The sequence below is a fragment of the Paenibacillus gorillae genome (assembly GCF_000513275.1).
Classification (GTDB): Bacteria; Bacillota; Bacilli; order Paenibacillales; family Paenibacillaceae; genus Pristimantibacillus; species Pristimantibacillus gorillae.
This window is the reverse complement of record NZ_CBVJ010000018.1, coordinates 1-21,327: the sequence shown is the minus strand read 5'-3', so window position 1 is coordinate 21,327 and position 21,327 is coordinate 1. Positions and strand designations below refer to the sequence as shown.

The following is a 21,327-nucleotide window of genomic DNA, read 5'->3' as shown; positions in this document are numbered from 1 at the left end:
ACAGGCGGCCACTCTTATTTCTTAAGTGTAACAGTGCCCGTAGATTGCTCCCAGATCGTCTGCAGGCCGAGAGCCGCCGCCAACTCCCTGACAGGCACGTATCCGGTGCGCACATCCAGCACCGTCTCAATCGTCTTGCCGTTAATTGTTACCTGTGTTCCCGTCCAGCCTACCTCGCCTCCGAGCGATTCGCCGAGCGATCTGGCCGGTACCCAGACTGTTCCTCCAGGCTGCTTCCGGCCTATCGCAGCAACAAGTCCATTTACGAGAATTGGAGCCGCTGGCGACTTCTGAAAGGCGCCTCCCTCCGAAGGCGCAGCAGGATCGGACGCAGCGGAAGCCGCATCATAACTGCGCAGCCCATACTGCTGAATAATTGCGGTCAATTTCCTCTCGTAGGCCGGGTCGGTTGCATAGCCGCACTCCCGGAGCATTTGCGCTTGAAGTTCAGGCGTAGCTGCAGACCGGACGCGGGAATAGCGGGGCGTCGCGAGCAGCAGCTCTTGGTCTTTCATATAATGATAGACACTGTTATATGCACGGAACGCAGCTTTAACGTCGACGTTCCTTCCATCGACATATTCCCAGGTTCCTTTTACGACAGCCTGACCTTGCCAATAAGCATTCGGTTTTCCTCCGCCAACTTTAATGCCGCCGAGATTATACCAGGGATGAATCATGCCCCCGGTTTCCAGCAAACATTGTGCGAGCCGCACGGAAGGAAGCAGAACGCCTCCTTCACGGCGCAATTGAATAACAGTAGGCGCAAGCGCTTCTATAAATTGTTTTCTCGTAATAGGAGCCATGATGATCCATCACCTCTTAATTTGACAATCTCAACACATTAGCAATAACAAGGCCATATTCTGCGGCAACATCAGACCATCTTCGCTGCAGTACGGCGTTAAGCTCCTGCTTTTGCCGCTCCACCAGAGACGGATCCGCACGCCATAGCTTGGAAATTGCCGCCTGCATTTCCGCTAAGGAATATGGATCAAAGTCATTAAAGCTGTTCATATCGTTCACCAGCTCCGTTGTGACCGGAATTCGGCTCACAGCAAGCGGCGTATTCATCGTCAACGATTCCAGGATGGGAAACGGAAGACTGCCCTCAAACAACGTAGGAACGATTGTACCCTTAGCATAGCGGTACAGACTGGGCAGATCATGCGATGGAATACGTCCGATAAAGCGTACGCTGCTCCGATGCGCCACAATGCTGCAGCTCTGTACCAGCCTATCGATCTCACCGCCGAGCGGATGGTTTTGCGCATGATCGGTAAAAACCAGCTGCAGATTCGACCGTCTCCCTTCACGTGTATGAAGGAAATTCAAGAAGGCTTGCGCAAGCCGATAATGATTTTTATGATCGCGCACAGCGGACGGGAACAAGAAGTACGGCTGCAATAAGTTATATTTTTGGCGAAATCTCCGTTCCGAAAGCATGCCGAACAGCTGAAATTCCTCCACGGGAGCCGATGTGCGGATAAGCGCCGTTTTCCATCTCGGCAGCCCCATCCCTTCCAGACCGTCATATTGCAAAATGTAGTTTGAATTGAATATGACTGCCGCTGCGCGCTGGCACATCAATGGTGCAAGAAGCTCCAGACGGGCGCATGCTTCGGGGTATTTGCTCCGGTATATCTCACTTAGAAATGGATGCCGATAGACGAGATCATGCAGACACAGCAAAAAAGGTTTGCTTAGCTGGAGGGCATTATCCAGGCTTACATATGGCACGATCCAAATATCTACGTTCGCCCTCCGGTTTAAATCACGCACATGCGTAAACTTAATAAGCTCAAGATTAACGCCATAACTGCGCTGCAATGGCTGCAGCACTCGTTCCAGCTCGTCATAATTGCAAGGTTGAACAGCGACTTTCATTTGATAGACCCGCTTCGATAGCAGTCCTTCTATTAGACGGAAGAAATATCTGCCGATTCCTTCCTGATCGAAAGAGGTGACGAAGGAGTAACCCCAAAACACTCCGATTGATACCATTGCTATCCTCCTTGCCTTTGTTCCCCTGTGTATTCTATAGCATATTGCCACCATCTAAAAATGTACCTGCTTGACCTAGGCATGCGTTCGGTTTCGAGAGAAATAGACGAGGGCGGGAGGACAAATCGCTACTATTCATTAAAAAAAGGATTCAAATCGGAGCCTGCCGGCACCGCTTTGAATCCTTTCTACTATCGTTCTATCAACTCTATACAGCAGACGCTGCCAAGCTGTAAAATCTCCGCGTATTGTCACGCAGCGTCCTTATTGTCTCTTCAACCGTCAATCCTTTGATTGCCGCAATCTCTGCCGCAACGGAGGCAATCATCCCCGGTTCTGTTTGCTTGCCGGCATGCTCGCCTTCGAACGGCCAAGGGCCGTCGGTCTCTGCCATTAACAGTTCCAGCGGATAACGGCGAACAAGCGATTGAATTTCCTCCTCGTACCCGACATCCGGTGTGATCGAAACGAAGAAACCGGATGCAATCATACGGGCTATGGTCGCCTCATCACCCTTGAACCAGTGGAAATGTGCTCTCCGCACGCCATGGCGCTGAAGGAATTCGATCGCTTTAGCTGCATCCTCATATACGGCATGAAGGATAAGCGGACGATCCAGCTCTGCTGCCAAGGCCGCAAATCGGTCCAGCAAGGCCAGATAGGGTGCCTCATCAAAAGGCTTGCCCCCTGCCTCGCTTTCCGTTCGCGTATAGTAAGGCAAGCCAACTTCACCAATGGCAAAAGTCTCCCCTTCTTCATTACGTTCATGAATCCACGCGAACAACGCGTCCAGCTCCGTGGCCTCCGGCAATGGCTGTTCGGGGTGAAAGCCGTATGCGGGATGAACGATGCCTGGATTACGGAAGGCCAGCTCTCGGTTTGCCTCGCACGACGCCTTATGCATAGATACGGCAATTACCGCCTCCACACCATCAGCGATTGCGCGATTCAACATCGGCTGCTGCTCATCCGCTGGGTAGGAGTCAAGATGGATATGGGCATCAATGCCGATTGACTGGGGCATACGGGATCATTTCCTTTCCAATACTTCCATAGTAATACTTGTTCTATACGGTCGGCTGATGAAGCTGCTCATATATGCGCTGCTTGAGCGTGTTGAATTCCGGGTCCGTCCATAGCGATTCCTTGCGGGGTCTTGCGAACGGAACGACGATCTCATCTACGATAACTGCCGGAGCTGCCGATAAAACGATAATTCGATCGGATAGCAGCAGTGCCTCTTCTATGCTGTGGGTTACTAGCAGTACAGAGCGGCGGTTGGCCTCCCAAATCGCCAGCAGCCATTGCTGCATCTGCTGGCGGGTGAGCGCATCCAGCGCGCCAAACGGTTCATCCAGCAGCATGAAAGGCTTCGGTGACAGCAGTGCACGAAGAAAAGAAATACGCTGCTGCATCCCACCAGATAAAGCATGCGGATAAGATTCGGCATATGAGTCGAGCTCGATGCGCCTCAGCCAATCCGCAGCTTTATCCCTTGCCTGCTTCCGGTCAATGCCTGCGATTTGCAAGGCGAGCTCGATGTTTCCTCTGACGGTGAGCCAAGGCATAAGCGAAGCTTGCTGGGGCATATAAGCAATATGACCGCGTTGGCCCGTTGTATTGCACCCGTCCATCCATATCTCGCCGCCGCTGAGCGGAGCAAGACCGCCAATTAATTGAAATAGCGTCGTCTTTCCGCTGCCGGAAGGACCGATGATCGAGACGAATTCTCCGTCCCGCACCGTCAGCGATATCCCTCCAAGCACTTCCTTGGCTCCGCCCCGGCTCACAAATCTTTTACGTACATCCTTCAATTCAAGCGCCCATTGTGCTTTGCTCATTAGACCTTCTTCGCCTCCTTCGCTGGCCGCCAGCGGACGACAAGCTTTTCCGCCAATACGACCAAGCCGAACAACGTCAAGCTTAGCGCGACGATAAGAAACACAGATGCAAAGACACTGGCAGCCTTGTAGCCCTTGGAGGAGAGGAGCATAAAGTGGCCAAGCCCCTTCTCAGCCCCAATCCACTCCGCGACCACCGCACTGAGAACGGCATAAGTAGCTGCGATTTTAAGCCCGGAAAACAAATGTGTTACGGCATTCGGCAGTTCCAGCCGCCAAAATTGCTGCTGCCTCGAAGCGCCGATCATACGCATGTAATTGCGCAGCACCGGATCGGTATCGTTAAGACCCGACAGCATGGCAACCGATACTGGAAAAAAACAAACGATCCAGACGAGAATGAGCTTTGGCAAAATGCCATAGCCCAGCCAAATCGTCAGAATAGGTCCAATTGCAACAACCGGTACGTTCTGGGACAACACCAATAAAGGATAAAATGCTCTTCGCGCTCCGGGGATCAGATGCAGCAAAGCGGCGAGCGCAAAGCCCGCCGCCGCACCGCCTGCAAAGCCGATCAGCGCAAGCTGCACCGTCGCTCCGGTGTGGAGCATCAGCCGGGGCCATATGGCGATGGCCTCCTTTACGATGACAGAGGGAGCGGGCAACTTCCACTCCGGCACGCCTCCCCAGACGACAGCCCCTTCCCATACCGCAAGCAATACCGCGATAACGAGTACAGGCGGATAGATCGATCGCCAGCCCGATTTGCTATTGTCCATCCGGATATTTCTCCAGCAGTCTTCCCATCGAAGCGCCGTTCGCCGGGTTGTAGTAAATCTTAACTTGCGAAATAACAGACGGGCAGCCAAGCTCAGCCATCGCTTCGCTCATTTGCTGCACAACGCTCAGCAATTGTCCCAGTTCGCCTTCCATCGTCGTCTCCAGCGGAGCTACCCGGTAAGGGACTCCCGATGCTTTAATAATCTCGATTGCCCGGTCTACATAAGGATAAACGCTTTGTCCTTCCGGTGTTGTCGGTAAAATTTGAATGCTGACCAATGCGTTTGCCATGTTCCTATCCCCTTGTCCATTATTTTCTCCGTTACTCCCGCTCCTGACGGAGCCAATCCTTATTTGGGCAAAAATTCGTTAGTGAATGCTTTATCGGCTTCAAGCTCTTTGTCCAGCAGCTTATGATCAAACATCCATTTGGCGTAGTTATTCCATACTTCAAGCTTTTGCTCGCCCCAGCGCGGTGCGTCATCCTTATATTTAGGACTCAGCCACTTCTGGCTCGCACGCACCAGCTCTGCATTCAAGTCCGGCTCTGCTTTGATAAGCACTTCGGCTGCATCCTCCGGATGATCAATTGCAAATTGATAACCCTCAGACGCACCTGCAACGAAAGCTTTAACGAGTTCCGGCTGCTCTGCAATCATCTTCTCGTTTGCAGTCAATATTGGCGTATAGTAATCCAGTTTATCGCTATAGTCCGTCAAGTACACCATGTTCAGCTTCTCGCCGCGAAGCTCTGCTTCGACACCCGTCCATGCGTAGAAAATCCATGCGAAATCGATGTCGCGCTTTACAGCTGTGAAGAAGTCACTATCGCCAATGCTCAAGATTTTCACCTTGGATACATCAGCTTGCTCCTCCTGCATAATGGATTCGATTACCGCTGCTTCTACTGGAGCGCCCCATCCTCCATACGTTTTTCCTTCGAATTTTTTCGGTGAATCGATGCCTTTAGCCACTGGCGAGGCAAAGCCCGATGTGTTGTGCTGAATGACCGCCGCTACCGAAACGATCGGCAAGCCGGCAATTCGCGCCATCGTAAGCGATTCTTGATAGCTGACGCCGAATTCCGCTTTACCGGAAGCGATCATTTTATCAGCGCCGTCCTGTCCAGGCTGGATAATCGTGACGTCAAGTCCATGATTTTTGAAAAAGCCTTTGTCCCGGGCAACATACAACCCGGTATGATTCGTATTCGGCGTCCAGTCGAGTACGACCGTTACCTTCTTCAGTTCGCCGCCCGTATTGCCATTCGGTTCTGTGCCTGCTTCGTTATTTTTTGCGGCTCCGCAGCCTGCAAGCACCATCATTACCGCAAGCAGCGCAATTGCCGCTCTCCCTATTCCTGTTTTTGTTCCCCTCATATCCATTCTCTCCTTTTCTGTCTCTCATCAAATCGTGTGATCGGGAATTCGGCTAACGATAAAGAAAAGGCGCCCCCCTGATACGGAGGACGCCCATTAGTCGGCTGTTTGGCGCATGACGAGAAGAGGCTGAATACGCCTGCTTGCTGCATGATGCGGTTCCATTCCTACGCTGGCATTACCCAGATCAGGTATACGGGTCGGAGTTGACTCGAAACTCCCTCTCAGCCGGCCTCCGCCAGCTCCCCTTAACGATTCAATTGAATTAATAGGCTCATTATAGCAAAGCGTCTGTGAAAAGCCAAGAAAATAACATGATCCGCCTGTCTCCCTATGCTTGCCGAAGCGGGACAAATGCCGCTTTTTTTAATGAAAAGGGCAAACGCCTGCCATGGCAGCCGTTCCCGTGAATACACTAGAAACGAAATGATTTCCGCTCCCCGCAGAGAGGAAGGGAATGATGGAAAAGCGCTCAAGACGCCGGACTCATAAGAAAAGATCCAGATCGAAAGTAAAATCTTCGAACAAATCGCTCAAGCGAAAAAGAAGGACTAGAAGAGTCCGTTCCAGAAGGAAACCGCGGCAAGCGAGAAGACGAAGCCGCAAACGGCTGCGGCGATTCAAAAAGCAGCTTACTGCTCAGCCGAATACCACAGAAGCACAGTCAAGCCCTCCCATCTATCCGCAAGGGCTGAACATTGTCGGCTTCATCCGGGCAGAAATGGGAATCGGCGAATCGGCCAGGCTGGCTGCAAGATCAGCGAATGCTGCCGGCATTCCATTCGGCTTGCTAGACTACCCGATTAAAGTGTCCTCGAGAATGCTCGATGACAGCTGGTCGCATAAAGAATTAAACGAACCGCTTTATAATACAAATGTCTTCCATATTAATGCAGACTTCATGGCTCCTGCAATGGAGCATTTCGGGCCTTCGCTCGCACAGAACCGGTATAATATCGGCTACTGGCACTGGGAGCTGCCGGACTTTCCTGACGAATATGCGGATGCCTTCAAGCTCGTGCAGGAGGTATGGACCTGCAGCCGCTTCGTCGCCGATTCGATTGCGAGGAAATCTCCCGTTCCGGTCATTGCCATTCCGCACGGCGTAAGCGTACAGGTAGCCTCCGAGTACAACAGGAGCCACTTCGGACTGCCCAGCGGACGATTTCTGTTTCTTATGATGTATGACGCCCAAAGCTCCGCTTCACGTAAAAATCCGCAAGCGGCAGTCGAAGCGTTCAAGCTTGCTTTTGCCAAAAACGACCCCCGGGTTGGGCTCGTACTGAAGCTGAACAATGCCAGCTTCCGCCCGGAGGAATTTGCCCCCATCCGCCAGTTGGCTGCGGAGCATGCTAACATTTATCTGATCGACCGCTCGCTGTCACGCCTTGAGGTCAACTCCCTGCTGCAGTGCTGCGACAGCTTTGTTTCGCTGCACCGGGCAGAGGGCTTTGGGCTTGGTTTGGCCGAATCGATGTATCTGGGCAAACCCGTCATCGGTACGAACTGGTCGGGCAATACCGATTTTATGAACATTACCAATTCCTGTCCCGTCAACTATAAGCTTGTACAAGTCGGGCAAGACTGGGGTCCCTACAAAAGCTATCAAATTTGGGCGGAGCCTGATATCCAGCATGCAGCAGATTATATGAAAAGACTGGCGGATGAACCACAATGGCGGGCATCCCTCGCTGCTAATGGCAAGTATACGATTCGCAACGAGTTTTCTCCACTGGCAGTCGGTCAGCGCATGAAGGCTAGACTGGCACAGCTCGGTCTGCTTCCCCTATAAACCAGAAAAAGGCCCAAGACAGCGCATGAACTTGTTCCATCGCCGCTCTCGGACCTTTTTTTGTTTCCTATGATACGATTCCCCGCCAATAGTTCAATAGATCAAGCAAAGTCGATTCGAACGGGATTTCAGGCTGCCAGCCAGTTCTCGCATGAAACTTTGAATAGTCACCGACAACGACCTTCACATCCGATGGCCGTAAGCGAGCGGTATCTTGCTGGATATCGATTTGCGTTGTACTGAAGCCGAGCAGTATATTCAACACTTCCCGGACCTCCCGGCCAACTCCGGACGCGATATTGTAAACATCCCCCGGCTCGCATTTATCTAGCGCCAGACCGTAAGCGCGAACGACATCTCTTACATCTGTAAAATCACGCCTGGCCTCCAGATTGCCGACATAAAGCACGGGCGGCTTAAGCCCCTTTTCTATCTCTGCAATCTGCTTGGCGAAGTTAGAGGTGACGAACTGTTCGCCTCTCCTTGGTCCGGTATGATTGAACGTCCTGACACACACTGCGTACAAACCGTAATTTTTGAAATATTGATAGCCTAAAAAGTTTTGCGCGATTTTGCTCACTGCATAAGGGCTTAACGGACGGAGCGGATTCGTTTCCTTAATCGGCACCTCATCCGCCTCTACTTGCCCGTATTCCTCACTGGAGCAGGCGATTAATATTTTTCCAGAGGGACAATGCTTTCGCATCGCCTCCAATAAATGCACCTGACAGGAGAGATTATTATGAATCGTCTCCATCGGTGCGGCCCAAGAATCCGGAATAAAGCTTTGCGCAGCGAGATGAAAGATGAGATCCGGCCGAAGCTCCGCAATCATCGCTTCTACGGCAGCATGGTCCGTTAGTTCACATTCATACAGCCGCACCGTATCCTGCAGCTGCACGATATGCCGGAGGGAACTGCTGCTTCGGATCGTACCAGACACCTCGAAACCACTGCCAAGCAAATGCTCAGCCAGATGGCTGCCAGCAAAGCCGTTGATGCCTGTAATCAATGCTTTCATGCCTCACGATCCTCCTGATCGGAATTCATGGCTTCGATCGCTTGCTTCACGTTTTGCTCTTCGCTTTTATGACAGATGAGCAATCCCTCCCCCGTCGATACGATAATCAAATCCTCGACACCGATTACGACGACCTTTTGCTGCTCGGAGTATACGATGCTTCGGCGTGTAGATAGCGGATAGATGCGGCCAAACATCATATTTCCGTCATCATCGGTCTCGAATACGCGCTCTAGTGACGTCCATGTGCCAACATCGTCCCAAGTAAATTCGATCGGAATCGTATAGAGCAGCTCCAGCTTCTCAATAATTGCGTAATCGATCGAAAGCTTCGGCAGCTGTCTATACGCTTCCTGCAGCGCTGCTCCCTCCTGCCTGAAAATCCGCCACATCTGGGGCTGATACCGCTCCATGTAGCCAGCAATCGTAGATGGCCTCCATATAAAAATGCCGCTATTCCAATATATGTTGGAAGACTGTATCAATATCTCCGCTTTTTCCTTTGAAGGCTTCTCGATAAAAGCGGTCACTTCCTTTACCCGGCTGCCGTATTTCTCATCGGCCGTTGCTTCGGCAGCTTCTATATAACCGTAGCCAGTCTCGGCGCGGGTTGGCACTATGCCAAGTGTTACAACGACGCCAGTATCCTTCGCAGCCGCCTCAGCGATGCGGAGCGCCTCCATCAGTTCGTCCGCATCCGGTATATATTGATCGGACGGAGCTGTTACGATCACATCATCAAGATTCCGCTTCATAAAAAAGTCCGCTGTAAGGGCAATACACGGCGCCGTATCCCGCTGCTCCGGTTCAATAATAAGCTGCTCTACAGGAAGCGCTGGCAACTGCTCCCTTACGATGGACAGATAATTTTCGCTTACGGCAACGTAGACATCTTCCACCGAAAGCGCACTGCGAAACCGGTCATATGTCATTTGAAGCATCGTGGCGTATTCCGATGTGAGGGCCAGAAATTGTTTCGGCTTATCCGCCGTGCTGCGGGGCCAGAATCTCGTTCCCTTGCCCCCCGCCATAATTACTGCTTTCATTGAAGCTCACCTTCAAGCTCTGAATCTACTATTCGCCTTGCTGATTGTATCAAACCGCAGCTCCTCCTCATATAAACGATGCTTTATATTTGAAACGCCATATTAACATCGTATGCTTTGCTAGAGAGAAGCTAATGGACGAATACACCGCGACATTCATAATTAAGGCAAATAACTCGGCCACAGTCCTGTCTGTGAAAATATACAATTGACCACGGTACAGCTACCGTGGCTCTCTGAATCTATCAGCATATACTTTACTATACCAACCGAAAGGAGTAGATATATAAATGAGTGAAACAGGATTAACAGGTTTGACCGGTTTAACCGGACTGACTGGCGCTACTGGTGCAACAGGCGCTACAGGCGCTACTGGTGCAACAGGTCCTACCGGTCCTACTGGTGCAACAGGTCCCGCAGGTCCAGGCTCTGCAGCAGTCGGCGCTCAAGGTACTGTGCCTACCAGCATTCCAACTGCCGATACTGCCGTTACTGCCGTATCGATCGTCGTTCCAGTCACAGCTGCATCTAACCAGGTCATCGTGAGTGGTGTCGTTGACGTGGATATCAGCTTTACGGCTCTTCTCGCAGTTGCGCTTAACCCTACAATTACAGTTGATTTGCTGCAGGACGGTGCAATTGTTGCGACTGTCGCAACTGTAGACCTTCTTGCTGTAACACTGCTTGGACTCTTCTCGATCGAAAGAGCGATACCGGTGACATACTTTACAGGAGGTTTAGCTGCTGGCTCGCACACGTATTCGCTGCAAGTGACGATCTCCGGCGTCGTTATTGCGCTTGGAACGACTGCAACGATTACGTACTCGTCTTTGGCGGCTACGGTCGGCACAACTCCTTAATAACGGCTTGAAACTTTAGCGAGCGGGAACTCCACTACGAACAAATCGCCCCTTACGGGGCGACTACATAACTTAGCTGATATCAAACTTAGAAAGGCGCTTCGCCTTTAACGATGGTATCCGCCATATGGCCGAAATCAAGCGCAACCTTCCCCGTAATCCGGGCAAGCTCTTCCGCAATCAGCACCGCAGATATTCCGGCTGAGACTAAGGCCAGATCAAATTGATGATGCTGGGCTTCAGCTGCTGCTCTTGAAGCATCCGTTACACCGTTAACCGGTGTCACTATACCCGCGACCGTTACGCCATAGCTGGACAGTACAGATGCTAGCGCCTCAGCTTTATTGCCAATCAGGAGCACTCTGCGGCCTTGAAGCAAATGCTGCAAATAACCGCCTTTATACAGTCCGTAATTCACAAGCGAATCGGCAAACGGCCGGCTTCGAATGTCGATTCCATGCGCCTGCAGTACAGAACCGGCCAGCATCTGGTAATTGGGCTGACGCAATACGGGGATGCCGACGATATCCGCCCTTCTGACCGCATCCCGCAATTGATCGCGAACGGCCAGATTCGGCACTTCCAGGCCGGCATAGGATAAAAAACTGCCTTCCTGCCGTACGGCCTCAATCGGCATAACCGTTTCCTGCGCCATCGCCAGCAATTCACCATCCCCTAGTCTAACGACCGATAAGGGAGTCTGCTGCTCCAGAGCCAATGCAATGCGCTCCGCTACCTGCTCGACGGACATCAGCCTAACGAACCGTTCTTGATAGGCGGCTATACCTGCGGCGATTATTGCTTCCAGAGGCGTATCCGGCAGCACGCAATGAGGGGGCATTATCCGGTCAACGATGGCTTCGCCGCCTTCATAACGTCCGTCTGCGGCTCCTTTTTTGTAGCCTTGCTGAAATCTTTCCTCGGAGCTTGAACTTGCTGCGGTGTTTTCGCCGCCCTTGACCATTCCGCTCTCGAATCCGCTGCCAAAACCTGCTGTATGGCCGCTGTCATAACCTTCGTCATAATGACGTCCATCCGGATGTGGCGGCGGCTGCACAATACGGCGCTTTTTCCGGCTGCCTGCCGGGCGCTTCCGGCGCTTCCGTCCCGTTGCCGCCGTTTTTCTTTTTCTTAACCGAGCTGCCATCGTTTCCCCTCATCTCCCATTGCCGCCGTGAACCGGCGCTTATATGAAACGATGGGGATCCATTCCCCATTTATCGATAAACAACTGCCGATTTCGGGCAATCAGTTCGTTTAGCCCTTCCTGGCCGCCTTGTTTAAAGCTGGCGCTGCCATGATGGAAAACAAACGTGTCTTTCGCAATAACGATACGGTAACCCGCGAGACTGGCGCGATAGCAATAGTCGTCATCTTCGAAGTGGCCCGGGGAGAACCGTTCATCCAATACGCCGATTCGCTGCAGCAGGCCCCGGCTGAACAGCATACAAAATCCGATCACCCGTTTGACGATCTCATATTCTCCCTTGTGCTCATTCATAAGCCTGGCGGCCGTCTCGACATCATTGCCTGTCATTTCAATCTGCTGGCGCCCGCTTACGTAATTGGATAATGGACCGACGATACCAACAGAAGCATCCCGGCGGAAATGCTGAAGCATGCCGCTCAGCCAATGCTTCGATACGAGAACGTCATTATTAAGCAGCAGCAAATAATCGCCTCGGGCAAGCCGAAGCCCCCAATTGCAAGCAACGGGAAACCCCCTATTCCCAGGATGAGAGATGAAGGTAATATTTTGCTCCTGCAAATAAGCAATCGTTCCATCGGTCGAGCCATTGTCGACGACGATAAGCTCATAGGGCTCCGTCGTGCAATTGCGAATCGAAGCAATAGCCTCGCGCAGCAGAGAGAGTCCATTGTAGGTGGGAATGATGATGCTCGTTAATTCCGTTTGCTCATCCCTTCTCAATTGGATCCCCTCATTCTAACGTTGTCTGCATACGTGAGTCTTGGCTCAGAGCTTCCCATCGCCCAGCCAAGTGCCTCCATATGGTCGCCAACGATCAGCTGAATCATTTCGTTGCCTGCCCCCGTATTGGAGTTCCGGACCCGATTGCGTGTGATCACATCAACGCTTCCGCCAACGCCTACACGAAGCCCTGATTTCAACGCAATCGCTTGCGCCTTCGGTGGAACGGCCAAATTAGCAGGCCCAATTGTCTCGATCGCATGCCGGGACATCGCATGGGGTACAGCCGTTAATGAATTAATGGATAAATCCTCGCGCTGTATGGAGCGATTGAGAAATTCCTTCAGCATCGTTACTTCATCTCTTCCCTCGAATAACCCGATGAACGGCGACAAATCATTTAAGGCTACATCCAGCCCTCCATCAATCCGCCGAATAAAGGAAAGCAGCTTTTCGGCATCGATCGGAATGTCCGCATCAACAAACAGCATAACCTCCGATACGCTGACTTTCGCGCCGATAGCTCTCCCCACGTCATGCCCAAGCGGACTCGTGTAATGGAGAACAATCGCCCGGCCGCTGTTTCTTGCGTTATGCAGCGTGTTATCGGTAGAGCCATTAACAATGATGACAATTTCCTGCAGCGGAAGTCTCTCCAGCTCTTCAATCGCCGCCTTCAATGACTGCTCCTCATTCATCGCCATTACGACAGCGCCAACCGTCTTTTCAGTCGGAAGCAGCAGCCAGTTCGGCGCCGCTCTCCCGCTCACCGAGAAGTAACCGGCTAAAAATGACTTCATGCGGGAGCTGTAATTATCCGCTGCAGCACCTTTGCCCGATTGGCGTAATGAAGCCGCCCAATGTCTTTGCAAGGCAAGTTGTTCCTCTTCATTCTGCTGTATAAGTCCGCTCTCGGCTGCGCTTCGGCCAAGTCTCCACGCCGCTTGCGAATGAGTGACCGGCTTTGCAGTTTTACCCCGTTTCCGTTTTCCAGCGGTTTTTCGCCGCGTCGTACGTACGGACGAGGGTTTGCGACGATTCCGGCGAGTACGTACCCGGTTCATGTAATAAACCCCGCTCCTCTCATCATAGTAGACTTATCACTATGACATAGTATGTTCCCCGCCTTGTTGCGCAACGGCTAGTGTACAGCCCTTTTCCGCGAGTTATAGCAATCCCTCGGCCTGCCAAAAACCATATTCTCTATTAATAACTATCGCAATATTGCAGTGCAGATTCGATAAATGTGCAAATTGCCTCGGCTCAATCGCCCTATCCTATCAGTAGGTTCAAACATAGGATACGGTAACTGTGCTCTTTAACTCTCGCTATTGGAGGTTTAACTATGGAATGGAAGTATTATGAGCCGCATTTCGCCGCGGACAGTTCCCCACGGCTGCCTGTGGAATTTATGAAAGAAGGCGCATGGTCCGGACATCGCCGTTTTGCCTACGATCTGGTACGGTTCGCCCAGCCGCGCGTGCTGGTTGAATTAGGAACGTTATACGGAACCTCCTTTTTCAGTTTTTGCCAAGCGGTGAAGGATGGCTCCCTGCCGACACGCTGCTTTGCTGTTGATACGTGGGAGGGCGATCCGCATACCGGTTCTTACAGCCATTACAGCGATGTTATCTATGAAGCGGTACATTCCTTTACAACGGAGCAATTTTCCGGTATTGGAGCTACGCTGCGCGGCACGTTTCAGCAGGCTTTGCCCCGCTTCGCCTTAGGCTCCATCGATCTGCTTCATATTGACGGTTATCATACCTATGATGCTGTGCTGCACGACCTTTCTACCTGGCTGCCAAAAATGGCGGACAACAGCATCATCCTGTTTCATGACATCGCGGTTCGGTCCGGCGACTTCGGCGTATATAAGCTCTGGGAGCAGCTTCGCGATTATCCGAGACTCCAATTTAATCACTCGAACGGACTTGGCGTTTTGTTCCCGAAAGGATGTCCTGCTTCTTTCCAACCGCTGCTTCACCAGCAGGATCGGCTCGCGGCCTATTACGAGAAATTTAGGAGCTGATTCACATGTACAAAATTCCGACGTCGTTCTACGAGAAGACGAGCGAATGGATTCAATCGCTCCAGCTGCCGCTTGAGCAGGTTCCCCATTATTACCGGATCATCCATCCTGCGGAAACCCGCAGCCTGCCGGATATTAAGGGCTATGACGGACACCGCTGGCTGCCGATTTGCAGCTGCGACGACGCATTCGTCGCCGTCATTCCGAACGGGCGTCTAGCAACGAGCAACTGCTACGTCGTCACGCCTGATAACAAAAGGCTGCGCGATCTGGAATATGACTGCCCGCCCATGACCTTGACGGAGCTGCCGCCTCCAGTCCATATGAATAAGACCGTTGCTACGCTCGTATGGGGCTGGAACCTGCCTCACTATACGACGAGAACGCATAACATTTTCGGCCATTGGTTTTTTGATATTTTACCCCGCTTCCATCTATTAGAAGAAAGCGGCATTCCGATCGACCATTACGTAATCGGTAAACTGCATTATCCGTTTCAATTTGAATCACTCCGCATGCTGGGTATCCCGATGGACAAATTGATTGAGGTGGAAGAGCTCGATTTCCATATAGTTGCCGATGTGCTCCTTGCACCAGCTGTTCCTGTCGTTATCGGCAAATGTCCGCCATGGGCTTCCCGCTATATCGTAGAGCGATTGAAGCATAACCAGCATCTGCCCAAACGGCGGGGCTTTGACCGGATCTATATTTCCCGGGAAGACGCAGTCATGCGGCATGTAGCGAACGAAGCTGAGCTGATCGGTATGCTGGAGACATTTGGTTTTCGCAAAATCGTGCTGTCGCCCTTGTCGACCGCAGAAAAAATCGCGATCTTCTCCAGCGCCCGGACCGTCATCGCACCCTTTGGCAGCGGCAGCATCAATATCGCCTTTTGCGAGCCTGGTACGAACTATATCGAATTGTCGCCAAGCAACGTCACGGACAATTATTTTTGGAAGCTGGCCGGCCATGCTGGGGTTCATTATTACGAAATGATTTGCCCCATCGAGCATCCAGATAAACCGGTGCCTGGCATGGACAATATCATCGTCAATATTACGAAGCTTAAGCGGATTATGAGACTAGCGGGCGTATAAGCTCAGCCTTTTTTCAACAGGAGGATAAACATTTTGAGAATACTCATTTGGTCGGTCAACTTCTCTATCGGAGGAGGCATGCGGCTGCTGCATAACTTGACGAAAGCAATGGCCAGACAGCCCGGCGTTGAGCATATCCGGCTCGTTGTCGGATCGCAGTCCCTTTCGCGGAATATGAATGAGCTGAACCGGGTTCAAAATGTAGACGTCGTCGTGCATGATACAACCATCGATCATCCCGCGGCTTCCTTTCTGCTGGCCAATGTCGATGTTATCTATTATTTCTGGCCGCATACGCACCAATATGTGCCGATAGACCGGCCTTCGCTCTGTACGTTCCACGACACGACTTTTTTTGATTTTGTACCGCCTTTCACCGATGGCAAACAGCTTGAATTCCATTGGAGCTTGTCCCAAAAATGGCTCGACAACGTAACCTCTGTCGCTGTATCTTCCCAGCATATGAAAAATCGGCTCATTGCCCATTTCGGCAGCCGCAACACGACTGCATTTGTCATTCCACATGCCATTACGCCAATTGCAAGCTCGCATTCGACCCAGCTCTCGCCTACTTTGTCCAGCGTTTTGCCCCGGGAATATATCATCTATCCGTCCAATACTTCGCCTCATAAAAACCATAGCAATCTGCTGCTGGCGCTTGCCCAATATAAATATCGCAAACAGCATCCGCTTATATTGACTGGCTATTTGACCGAACAATTGCGGCATCCGTTTCCGAACTTCGCCAGTGAATACAGCTGGCTGCCCACGTTGTCCTCCATTATGAACACGTATCAGCTGCAGGTCGATTCGGATGTGTATCCGCTTGGCTTCGTATCGGATCAGGACATTCCCGCGCTCATTAAAAATGCAAAAGCACTCATTATGCCCAGCCTTTCAGAGGGCGGCGGGAGTTATCCTGTAGAAGAAGCGCTCAGGCTCGGAACGCCTGTGCTTTGCTCGGATATTCCGGTTATGCGGGAGCACCTGGCCCGGCACAGCGCCAAGATCGCATGGTTCGACCCGCATAGCCCGAATTCTATCGTAGCGGCATTGGAAGAGCTGATGAAAAACTATGAGCAGTACAAAACCTCCGCCTTGCAAGGGATTCATGATCCAACCGAGACCTGGGATGATATTGCAGCCAAATATGTTGCCGTGCTTCGTGAGACGTATTACCGCTACTATGCCAAACGTATCTATTAGGAAGGCGTTGACGCAGCAATGTTATCGACGATTGCCGAATAGTCGCGCGCTACATCGATCCAGTTCCGGTGCAGGATGCCGCCAAGCGCTGCTTTCTGCTCCGGCACGACCGATTTGCCATGAAGCCACAGTCTTGCAATCGCATCGGCCATCTCCAACTGGTCAAGAGGATTAAAGGTGGCGAAGCTGCTTGGATCAGCGATAACCTCCTCGACAACTTCCAGCCGTCCATAGGCGACAGGAGTGTCCATGAGCAAGGATTCCAATATTGGAAACGGGCAGCTGCCCTCGAATAGCGTCGGAACGATTGTACCGCTCGCATACTTGTAAAGAGACGGCAGTTCCCCAGAAGGAATGCGGCCAAGAAATTGAATAGAACTCCGAATGCCGGGATCACCAATCGCATTAAGCGCCGCCGTTATTTCCTGCTGCCTTGGGCGATTCACCAAATCATCCGTGAATATGAGTTTTAGACCTGAGGCAGCGCCAATCTCGGTCAAGCGGAACCTGTGAAAGGCATCAACCAGCCGTTCATGATTTTTATGCAGCCGGATAACAGACGGGAACACAATATAAGGACCGTATAGTTTATATTTGCTGCGGATCGTATCCTCACTGACGACACCAAAGGCCGAATACTCCTCGCGGGGCGCTGCAAACCGGATGACAGTCGTCTGGTGCTCAGGCAGCGATAGAAACTTATGGCCCTCATGACGTCTCGTAAACTCCGAATCGAATACGACTGCGGCCGCTCTCGCGGTTATCTTTTGTGCAATGGCATGCACGTATTGATAATGAGCCTGGTTGCCTGCATACAGCTCTGGAAAATGCAAATAAACGAGATCATGCAAACACACGATGATCGGCTTCTGCAAATATTGCGCCAACGCCATACCGATATAAGGCACGATCCAGACGTCGGCGGGAACGTTGCGGTTAATCATATCCATGCTGTCTGAATGATGAATTTGGATGCGGCCTTTAAAACGTTCAAGCAGGGCGTGGAAAACGGCGTTCGTCTCTTTGAAATTCGCCTCTGTCGTCGCCACATGCAGCATATATCCTTTATCGAGGGCAAGCAGCCCTTCCGACAGCCGGGCAATGAATCGGCCAATGCCTTCGCCGTCCATTGAAATTTGTGACCCAAAGCATAGGAAAATGCCGATGTTCCGGTATTTCCCGGATGATCGGGGGGCTTCCGGTACCGGCGGACTTGCGGCGGCCAGCAAGCTTTGTGCCTCGTCGGAGAGCAGTAACCGCGCAATCCATATCCAACGCTCCCCCCTTGACGCAAGGTGGCAGCATAGCTGGCAACCCGCTCGGCTTCTGGTTCACGCAGCATGATATGAACATGAGCGGCATGGATAAAGTCCAGATCTGCGGCCGGGAACAAGTGCTGGAAAACATGAGCGGCGGTGTTCGCCTCACCGGAAGGTCCTCTGCCAAACACGTCTTCCGCTTCCTGGCTCTGAATAATCGACGCCGCGATCCACACTTTTGCTGTTCCGTTCCCAAGCCGCTGTTTATGATCGTGAAAGCCAGCAGCATCCGGTTCTCTTTGAAGAATCTGACGGTAGAGCTCCCATAGAAATTCATCATGATCCAGCTTGAACATCTCGCGGAACCAATCTATAATGCGCCCGCCCGCAGGGAGCTGCTTTTTGAAGCTCTCATTACTTGTTCTCAGCCGAACAGCGTCAAAGCCGATGTTCACCGCTCTTTTTCTCGTTCTTGTTCTTGCCAGACGGCGGCGATATCCTTTACGGCCCTTACGGCCGCGGCGTCCTTTTCGCCTTCCTTTGCCTGATTTTCGCAGCAATCTTCCCGGCCTTGCATGCTTGCGGCGTTTTTTTCGGCTTTGCGAACCGCGCTTGATTGAGCCTCTTTTGCGATTACCTTTGCGTTTCATACTCAGCCTCCAATCCGTCTTCTTCTAGTTAGAGTATTGTCACGGCCGGAAAGAGCAACGGCATTCGCCCGAGCGGGCCGGGCTTTACAACCATATTTATGAAAATAGACGGCTGTCTATCCCTTTTTGAGACCATTTCAACGGAAATGAATAAATTAGAGTAACTGCTCTTCTCTTGCCATCCTATTAGATGAGAAGGAGTCGAATGCGATGCGCAATCACGCTCTGCCGAACAAGACCGTCATCGTCGGCGCCGGAGGGCACGCCAAGGTCATTATCGATATCTTGAAGGCCGATACACATGTGGAATTAATAGGCTGTCTGGGGCAGCATGAGGACAACAAGCTTCTAGGCCTTGCCGTACTTGGAGGCGACGAACAGCTTCCCTTGCTTTACGCCCAAGGCGTCCGGCATGCTTTTATAGCCATTGGAAACAACGAGCGCAGGCGGAAACTGGCCCGCTATGCCGAATCGCTTGGCTATGAGCTGGTCAATGCAATCAGTCCGCGCGCTTATCTCGCTTCACACGTTACCCTTGGCAGCGGCGTCGCGGTAATGCCGGGCAGCGTCATTCAGCCGGATACGACCGTCGGCTCCTATTCCATTATTAATACTGGGGCTACTGTCGACCATGACGGAGTCATTGGCGAAGCCTGCCACATCGCTCCCGGCTGTACCCTGTCCGGCAACGTTTCCGTAGGTGATTTAAGCTTTCTCGGAACCGGCGCCAAGGTCATTGACGGGATGCGGATCGGGGCAGGATGCATGATTGGAGCGGGAGCCGTCGTTATCCGGCACATTCCCGATCATGCGCTTGCTGTCGGTGTGCCTGCTATCGTCAAGCGCATTCAAGCTTCTATAGAACCGAACGTATCACGGAGGGAGACTTAATGAATGGAAGGCAAATTTTATCCGGTTGCCGTTCCCGTTTTAAACGGAAATGAAAAAAAATACGTGATGGACTGTATCGATTCCTCGTGGATTTCATCGACGGGAAAATATATTACGGCTTTCGAGGAAGCCTTCGCCGCTTATTGCGGCGCCCGCTATGCCATTTCCTGCAGCAACGGAACGACTGCACTTCATCTGGCTCTGCTAGCGCATGGGGTTGGGCCTGGTGACGAGGTGATCGTGCCGACTTTGACCTTTATCGCCACCGCCAATGCCGTCGTCTATTGCGGCGCGAAGCCGGTGTTCGCCGATTGCGAGCCGGATACATGGAATATCAGCATCGAGCATGCAGAGTCGCTTATAACACCTAAGACGAAGGGGATTATTCCCGTCCACTTGTATGGCCACCCGGTCGATATGGATGCCGTTCACGCGCTGGCTCAAAAGCATGGCCTGTTCGTGATTGAAGACGCAGCCGAAGCGCTCGGTGCGGAATTTAACGGCCGCCGGACCGGCTCATTAAGCGGTTGTGCCACGTTCAGCCTGTTCGGCAACAAAATCATTACGACCGGCGAAGGCGGTATGATTACGACCGATGACGAAAAGCTTGCCAGTACGATGCGGACGCTGAGAGGTCAAGGCATCGACCCGGTACGCAAATACTGGTTTCCCGTCATCGGCTATAACTACCGGATGACGAATATGCAAGCTGCCGTCGGCTGCGCGCAGCTGGAAAATATCGATTGGCATGTTGGCGAACGCATTCGCGTCGCTTCGCTGTATGATGCGCAGCTCCAAGGCACAAGCGGCATTACGCTGCCCGTTCAGAAGCCTTGGGCTAAAAACGTGTACTGGATGTACAGCATCGTGCTGGATGGCGCCGATGAAGAACGGCGAAACCAGTTCATGGCGCTGCTGAAAGAAGACGGCATAGAGACGCGGCCGTTCTTCTATCCGATGCATGTGCTGCCGCCGTACAAAGATCTTCAGCCGCATGACCAGTTTCCGGTCGCTAACCGGATCGCTGCGCAAGGCTTAAATGTGCCGACCTACGGCGGGCTTAGCGAGTCGGATATCCAGTATATAACAGACCGTATTAAGTATCGGCTGCTGCATGGGTAACCGGTTGTTGATAGGGGAAAGGCTGCCTTCCTTATTGGGGAGGCAGCCTTTTTTCATCAGCGGGAGTCGATTAGTTGGCGGAACTGATTGGTGGAACTATCTGGGGGGCCGGGCGCTGCCGTAAACCCTTTTACAGTTCACTGCACGGGTGGTTGCTTAAACCACTGAAGTTCACTGCACGGGGGCGCTGCGCGTTACGGTTCATTCAGCCATTCTTGATTCCATTTTTCTCATCGCCTACTCGATGGTAAATGGATTGAATCGGCAAAAAGTCTGCTTGAACTCGTTACACTCCGCTCTCCCTATTGACTGCCGCAAACCTCTGAAGTTCACTGCACGGGGGCGCTGCGCGTTACGGTTCATTCAGCCATTCTTGATTCCAGTTTTTCTCATCGCCTACTCGATGGTAGATGGATT

At 52.0% G+C, this 21,327-nt stretch carries 21 protein-coding genes and 1 riboswitch; of the genes, 7 read left to right on the top strand and 14 right to left on the bottom strand.

Going from position 1 to position 21,327, the window contains the following annotated elements:
- Positions 1 to 14 precede the first annotated feature (14 nt).
- The 7 genes from TY10_RS28595 to TY10_RS02695 all read right to left on the bottom strand — a co-directional run bounded on the left by TY10_RS28595 (position 15) and on the right by TY10_RS02695 (position 6,004).
- Positions 15 to 806 (bottom strand): glucosaminidase domain-containing protein, encoded by a 792-nt coding sequence (locus tag TY10_RS28595; protein ID WP_052350314.1) that lies wholly within the window; start codon positions 804 to 806, stop codon positions 15 to 17.
- A gap of 16 nt (positions 807 to 822) precedes the next feature.
- Positions 823 to 2,004, bottom strand: a complete 1,182-nt coding sequence (locus TY10_RS02720) for a glycosyltransferase (protein ID WP_052350313.1) — start codon at positions 2,002 to 2,004, stop codon at positions 823 to 825.
- Between the two features lie 208 nt (positions 2,005 to 2,212).
- Positions 2,213 to 3,028, bottom strand: coding sequence for a TatD family hydrolase (locus TY10_RS02715; protein ID WP_042160338.1), 816 nt, complete (start codon positions 3,026 to 3,028; stop codon positions 2,213 to 2,215).
- Between the two features lie 43 nt (positions 3,029 to 3,071).
- The gene (locus TY10_RS02710) at positions 3,072 to 3,845 is read right to left on the bottom strand and encodes an ABC transporter ATP-binding protein (RefSeq protein ID WP_042160336.1); all 774 of its coding nucleotides are present in this window, start codon (positions 3,843 to 3,845) and stop codon (positions 3,072 to 3,074) included.
- A complete protein-coding gene (locus TY10_RS02705; protein ID WP_042160334.1) occupies positions 3,845 to 4,624 on the bottom strand; it encodes an ABC transporter permease in 780 nt (259 codons plus the stop codon). Before TY10_RS02705 ends, TY10_RS02710 begins: the two co-directional genes overlap by 1 nt.
- The gene (locus TY10_RS02700) at positions 4,614 to 4,916 is read right to left on the bottom strand and encodes a thiamine-binding protein (protein WP_042160332.1); all 303 of its coding nucleotides are present in this window, start codon (positions 4,914 to 4,916) and stop codon (positions 4,614 to 4,616) included. Before TY10_RS02700 ends, TY10_RS02705 begins: the two co-directional genes overlap by 11 nt.
- Positions 4,917 to 4,975: 59 nt before the next feature.
- On the bottom strand, positions 4,976 to 6,004 hold the full coding sequence (locus TY10_RS02695) for an ABC transporter substrate-binding protein (RefSeq protein ID WP_155985664.1): 1,029 nt from the start codon (positions 6,002 to 6,004) through the stop codon (positions 4,976 to 4,978).
- 147 nt (positions 6,005 to 6,151) lie between these two features.
- Positions 6,152 to 6,263: riboswitch (TPP riboswitch) on the bottom strand.
- A 198-nt stretch (positions 6,264 to 6,461) separates the two neighbouring features.
- On the opposite strand from TY10_RS02695, the gene TY10_RS02690 reads away from it, so the two are divergent.
- Positions 6,462 to 7,796, top strand: coding sequence for a glycosyltransferase family 4 protein (locus tag TY10_RS02690; protein ID WP_238327417.1), 1,335 nt, complete (start codon positions 6,462 to 6,464; stop codon positions 7,794 to 7,796).
- A gap of 67 nt (positions 7,797 to 7,863) precedes the next feature.
- On the opposite strand, the gene TY10_RS02685 is transcribed toward TY10_RS02690, so the two are convergent.
- Together TY10_RS02685 and TY10_RS02680 are read right to left on the bottom strand one after the other, a co-directional pair.
- On the bottom strand, positions 7,864 to 8,817 hold the full coding sequence (locus TY10_RS02685; protein ID WP_042160326.1) for a GDP-mannose 4,6-dehydratase: 954 nt from the start codon (positions 8,815 to 8,817) through the stop codon (positions 7,864 to 7,866).
- The gene (locus tag TY10_RS02680) at positions 8,814 to 9,863 is read right to left on the bottom strand and encodes a mannose-1-phosphate guanylyltransferase (protein ID WP_042160324.1); all 1,050 of its coding nucleotides are present in this window, start codon (positions 9,861 to 9,863) and stop codon (positions 8,814 to 8,816) included. The genes TY10_RS02685 and TY10_RS02680 overlap by 4 nt, the downstream gene beginning before the upstream one ends.
- A 290-nt stretch (positions 9,864 to 10,153) precedes the next feature.
- On the opposite strand from TY10_RS02680, the gene TY10_RS30950 reads away from it, so the two are divergent.
- Positions 10,154 to 10,723: a hypothetical protein gene (locus TY10_RS30950; RefSeq protein ID WP_042160322.1), complete on the top strand. Its 570-nt coding sequence runs from the start codon at positions 10,154 to 10,156 to the stop codon at positions 10,721 to 10,723.
- Between the two features lie 88 nt (positions 10,724 to 10,811).
- Here the strand turns inward: TY10_RS30950 and TY10_RS02670 are convergent, their stop codons facing one another.
- The 3 genes from TY10_RS02670 to TY10_RS02660 are packed head-to-tail and all read right to left on the bottom strand — an operon-like array spanning position 10,812 to position 13,717.
- Positions 10,812 to 11,870 (bottom strand): GT-D fold domain-containing protein, encoded by a 1,059-nt coding sequence (locus tag TY10_RS02670; RefSeq protein WP_042160320.1) that lies wholly within the window; start codon positions 11,868 to 11,870, stop codon positions 10,812 to 10,814.
- Positions 11,871 to 11,909: 39 nt separating this feature from the next.
- Entirely contained in the window at positions 11,910 to 12,653 is a 744-nt protein-coding gene (locus TY10_RS02665) for a glycosyltransferase family 2 protein (RefSeq protein ID WP_042160318.1), read from the bottom strand.
- Positions 12,650 to 13,717 (bottom strand): glycosyltransferase family 2 protein, encoded by a 1,068-nt coding sequence (locus TY10_RS02660; RefSeq protein WP_155985663.1) that lies wholly within the window; start codon positions 13,715 to 13,717, stop codon positions 12,650 to 12,652. The genes TY10_RS02665 and TY10_RS02660 overlap by 4 nt, the downstream gene beginning before the upstream one ends.
- Positions 13,718 to 13,998: 281 nt before the next feature.
- Between TY10_RS02660 and TY10_RS02655 the strand changes: the two genes are divergently transcribed.
- Genes TY10_RS02655 through TY10_RS02645 form a run of 3 tightly spaced genes read left to right on the top strand, consistent with a single transcriptional unit; the run spans position 13,999 to position 16,988 of the window.
- Positions 13,999 to 14,685, top strand: coding sequence for a class I SAM-dependent methyltransferase (locus TY10_RS02655; protein WP_042160316.1), 687 nt, complete (start codon positions 13,999 to 14,001; stop codon positions 14,683 to 14,685).
- 5 nt (positions 14,686 to 14,690) lie between these two features.
- Complete coding sequence (locus tag TY10_RS02650; RefSeq protein WP_042160314.1) at positions 14,691 to 15,782, top strand: glycosyltransferase family 61 protein; 1,092 nt, start codon at positions 14,691 to 14,693, stop codon at positions 15,780 to 15,782.
- Between the two features lie 33 nt (positions 15,783 to 15,815).
- Positions 15,816 to 16,988, top strand: coding sequence for a glycosyltransferase family 4 protein (locus tag TY10_RS02645; protein WP_042160312.1), 1,173 nt, complete (start codon positions 15,816 to 15,818; stop codon positions 16,986 to 16,988).
- Here TY10_RS02645 and TY10_RS02640 read toward each other — a convergent pair.
- Together TY10_RS02640 and TY10_RS31240 are read right to left on the bottom strand one after the other, a co-directional pair.
- Positions 16,985 to 17,881, bottom strand: coding sequence for a glycosyltransferase (locus tag TY10_RS02640; protein WP_238327418.1), 897 nt, complete (start codon positions 17,879 to 17,881; stop codon positions 16,985 to 16,987). The genes TY10_RS02645 and TY10_RS02640 overlap by 4 nt on opposite strands.
- Positions 17,882 to 17,928: 47 nt before the next feature.
- A complete protein-coding gene (locus tag TY10_RS31240) occupies positions 17,929 to 18,897 on the bottom strand; it encodes a DUF4214 domain-containing protein (protein WP_052350311.1) in 969 nt (322 codons plus the stop codon).
- A gap of 210 nt (positions 18,898 to 19,107) precedes the next feature.
- On the opposite strand from TY10_RS31240, the gene TY10_RS02625 reads away from it, so the two are divergent.
- On the top strand, positions 19,108 to 19,788 hold the full coding sequence (locus tag TY10_RS02625; protein ID WP_042160303.1) for an acetyltransferase: 681 nt from the start codon (positions 19,108 to 19,110) through the stop codon (positions 19,786 to 19,788).
- 3 nt (positions 19,789 to 19,791) lie between these two features.
- Positions 19,792 to 20,910 (top strand): DegT/DnrJ/EryC1/StrS family aminotransferase, encoded by a 1,119-nt coding sequence (locus TY10_RS02620; RefSeq protein ID WP_042160301.1) that lies wholly within the window; start codon positions 19,792 to 19,794, stop codon positions 20,908 to 20,910.
- The last annotated feature ends 417 nt before the right edge of the window (positions 20,911 to 21,327 follow it).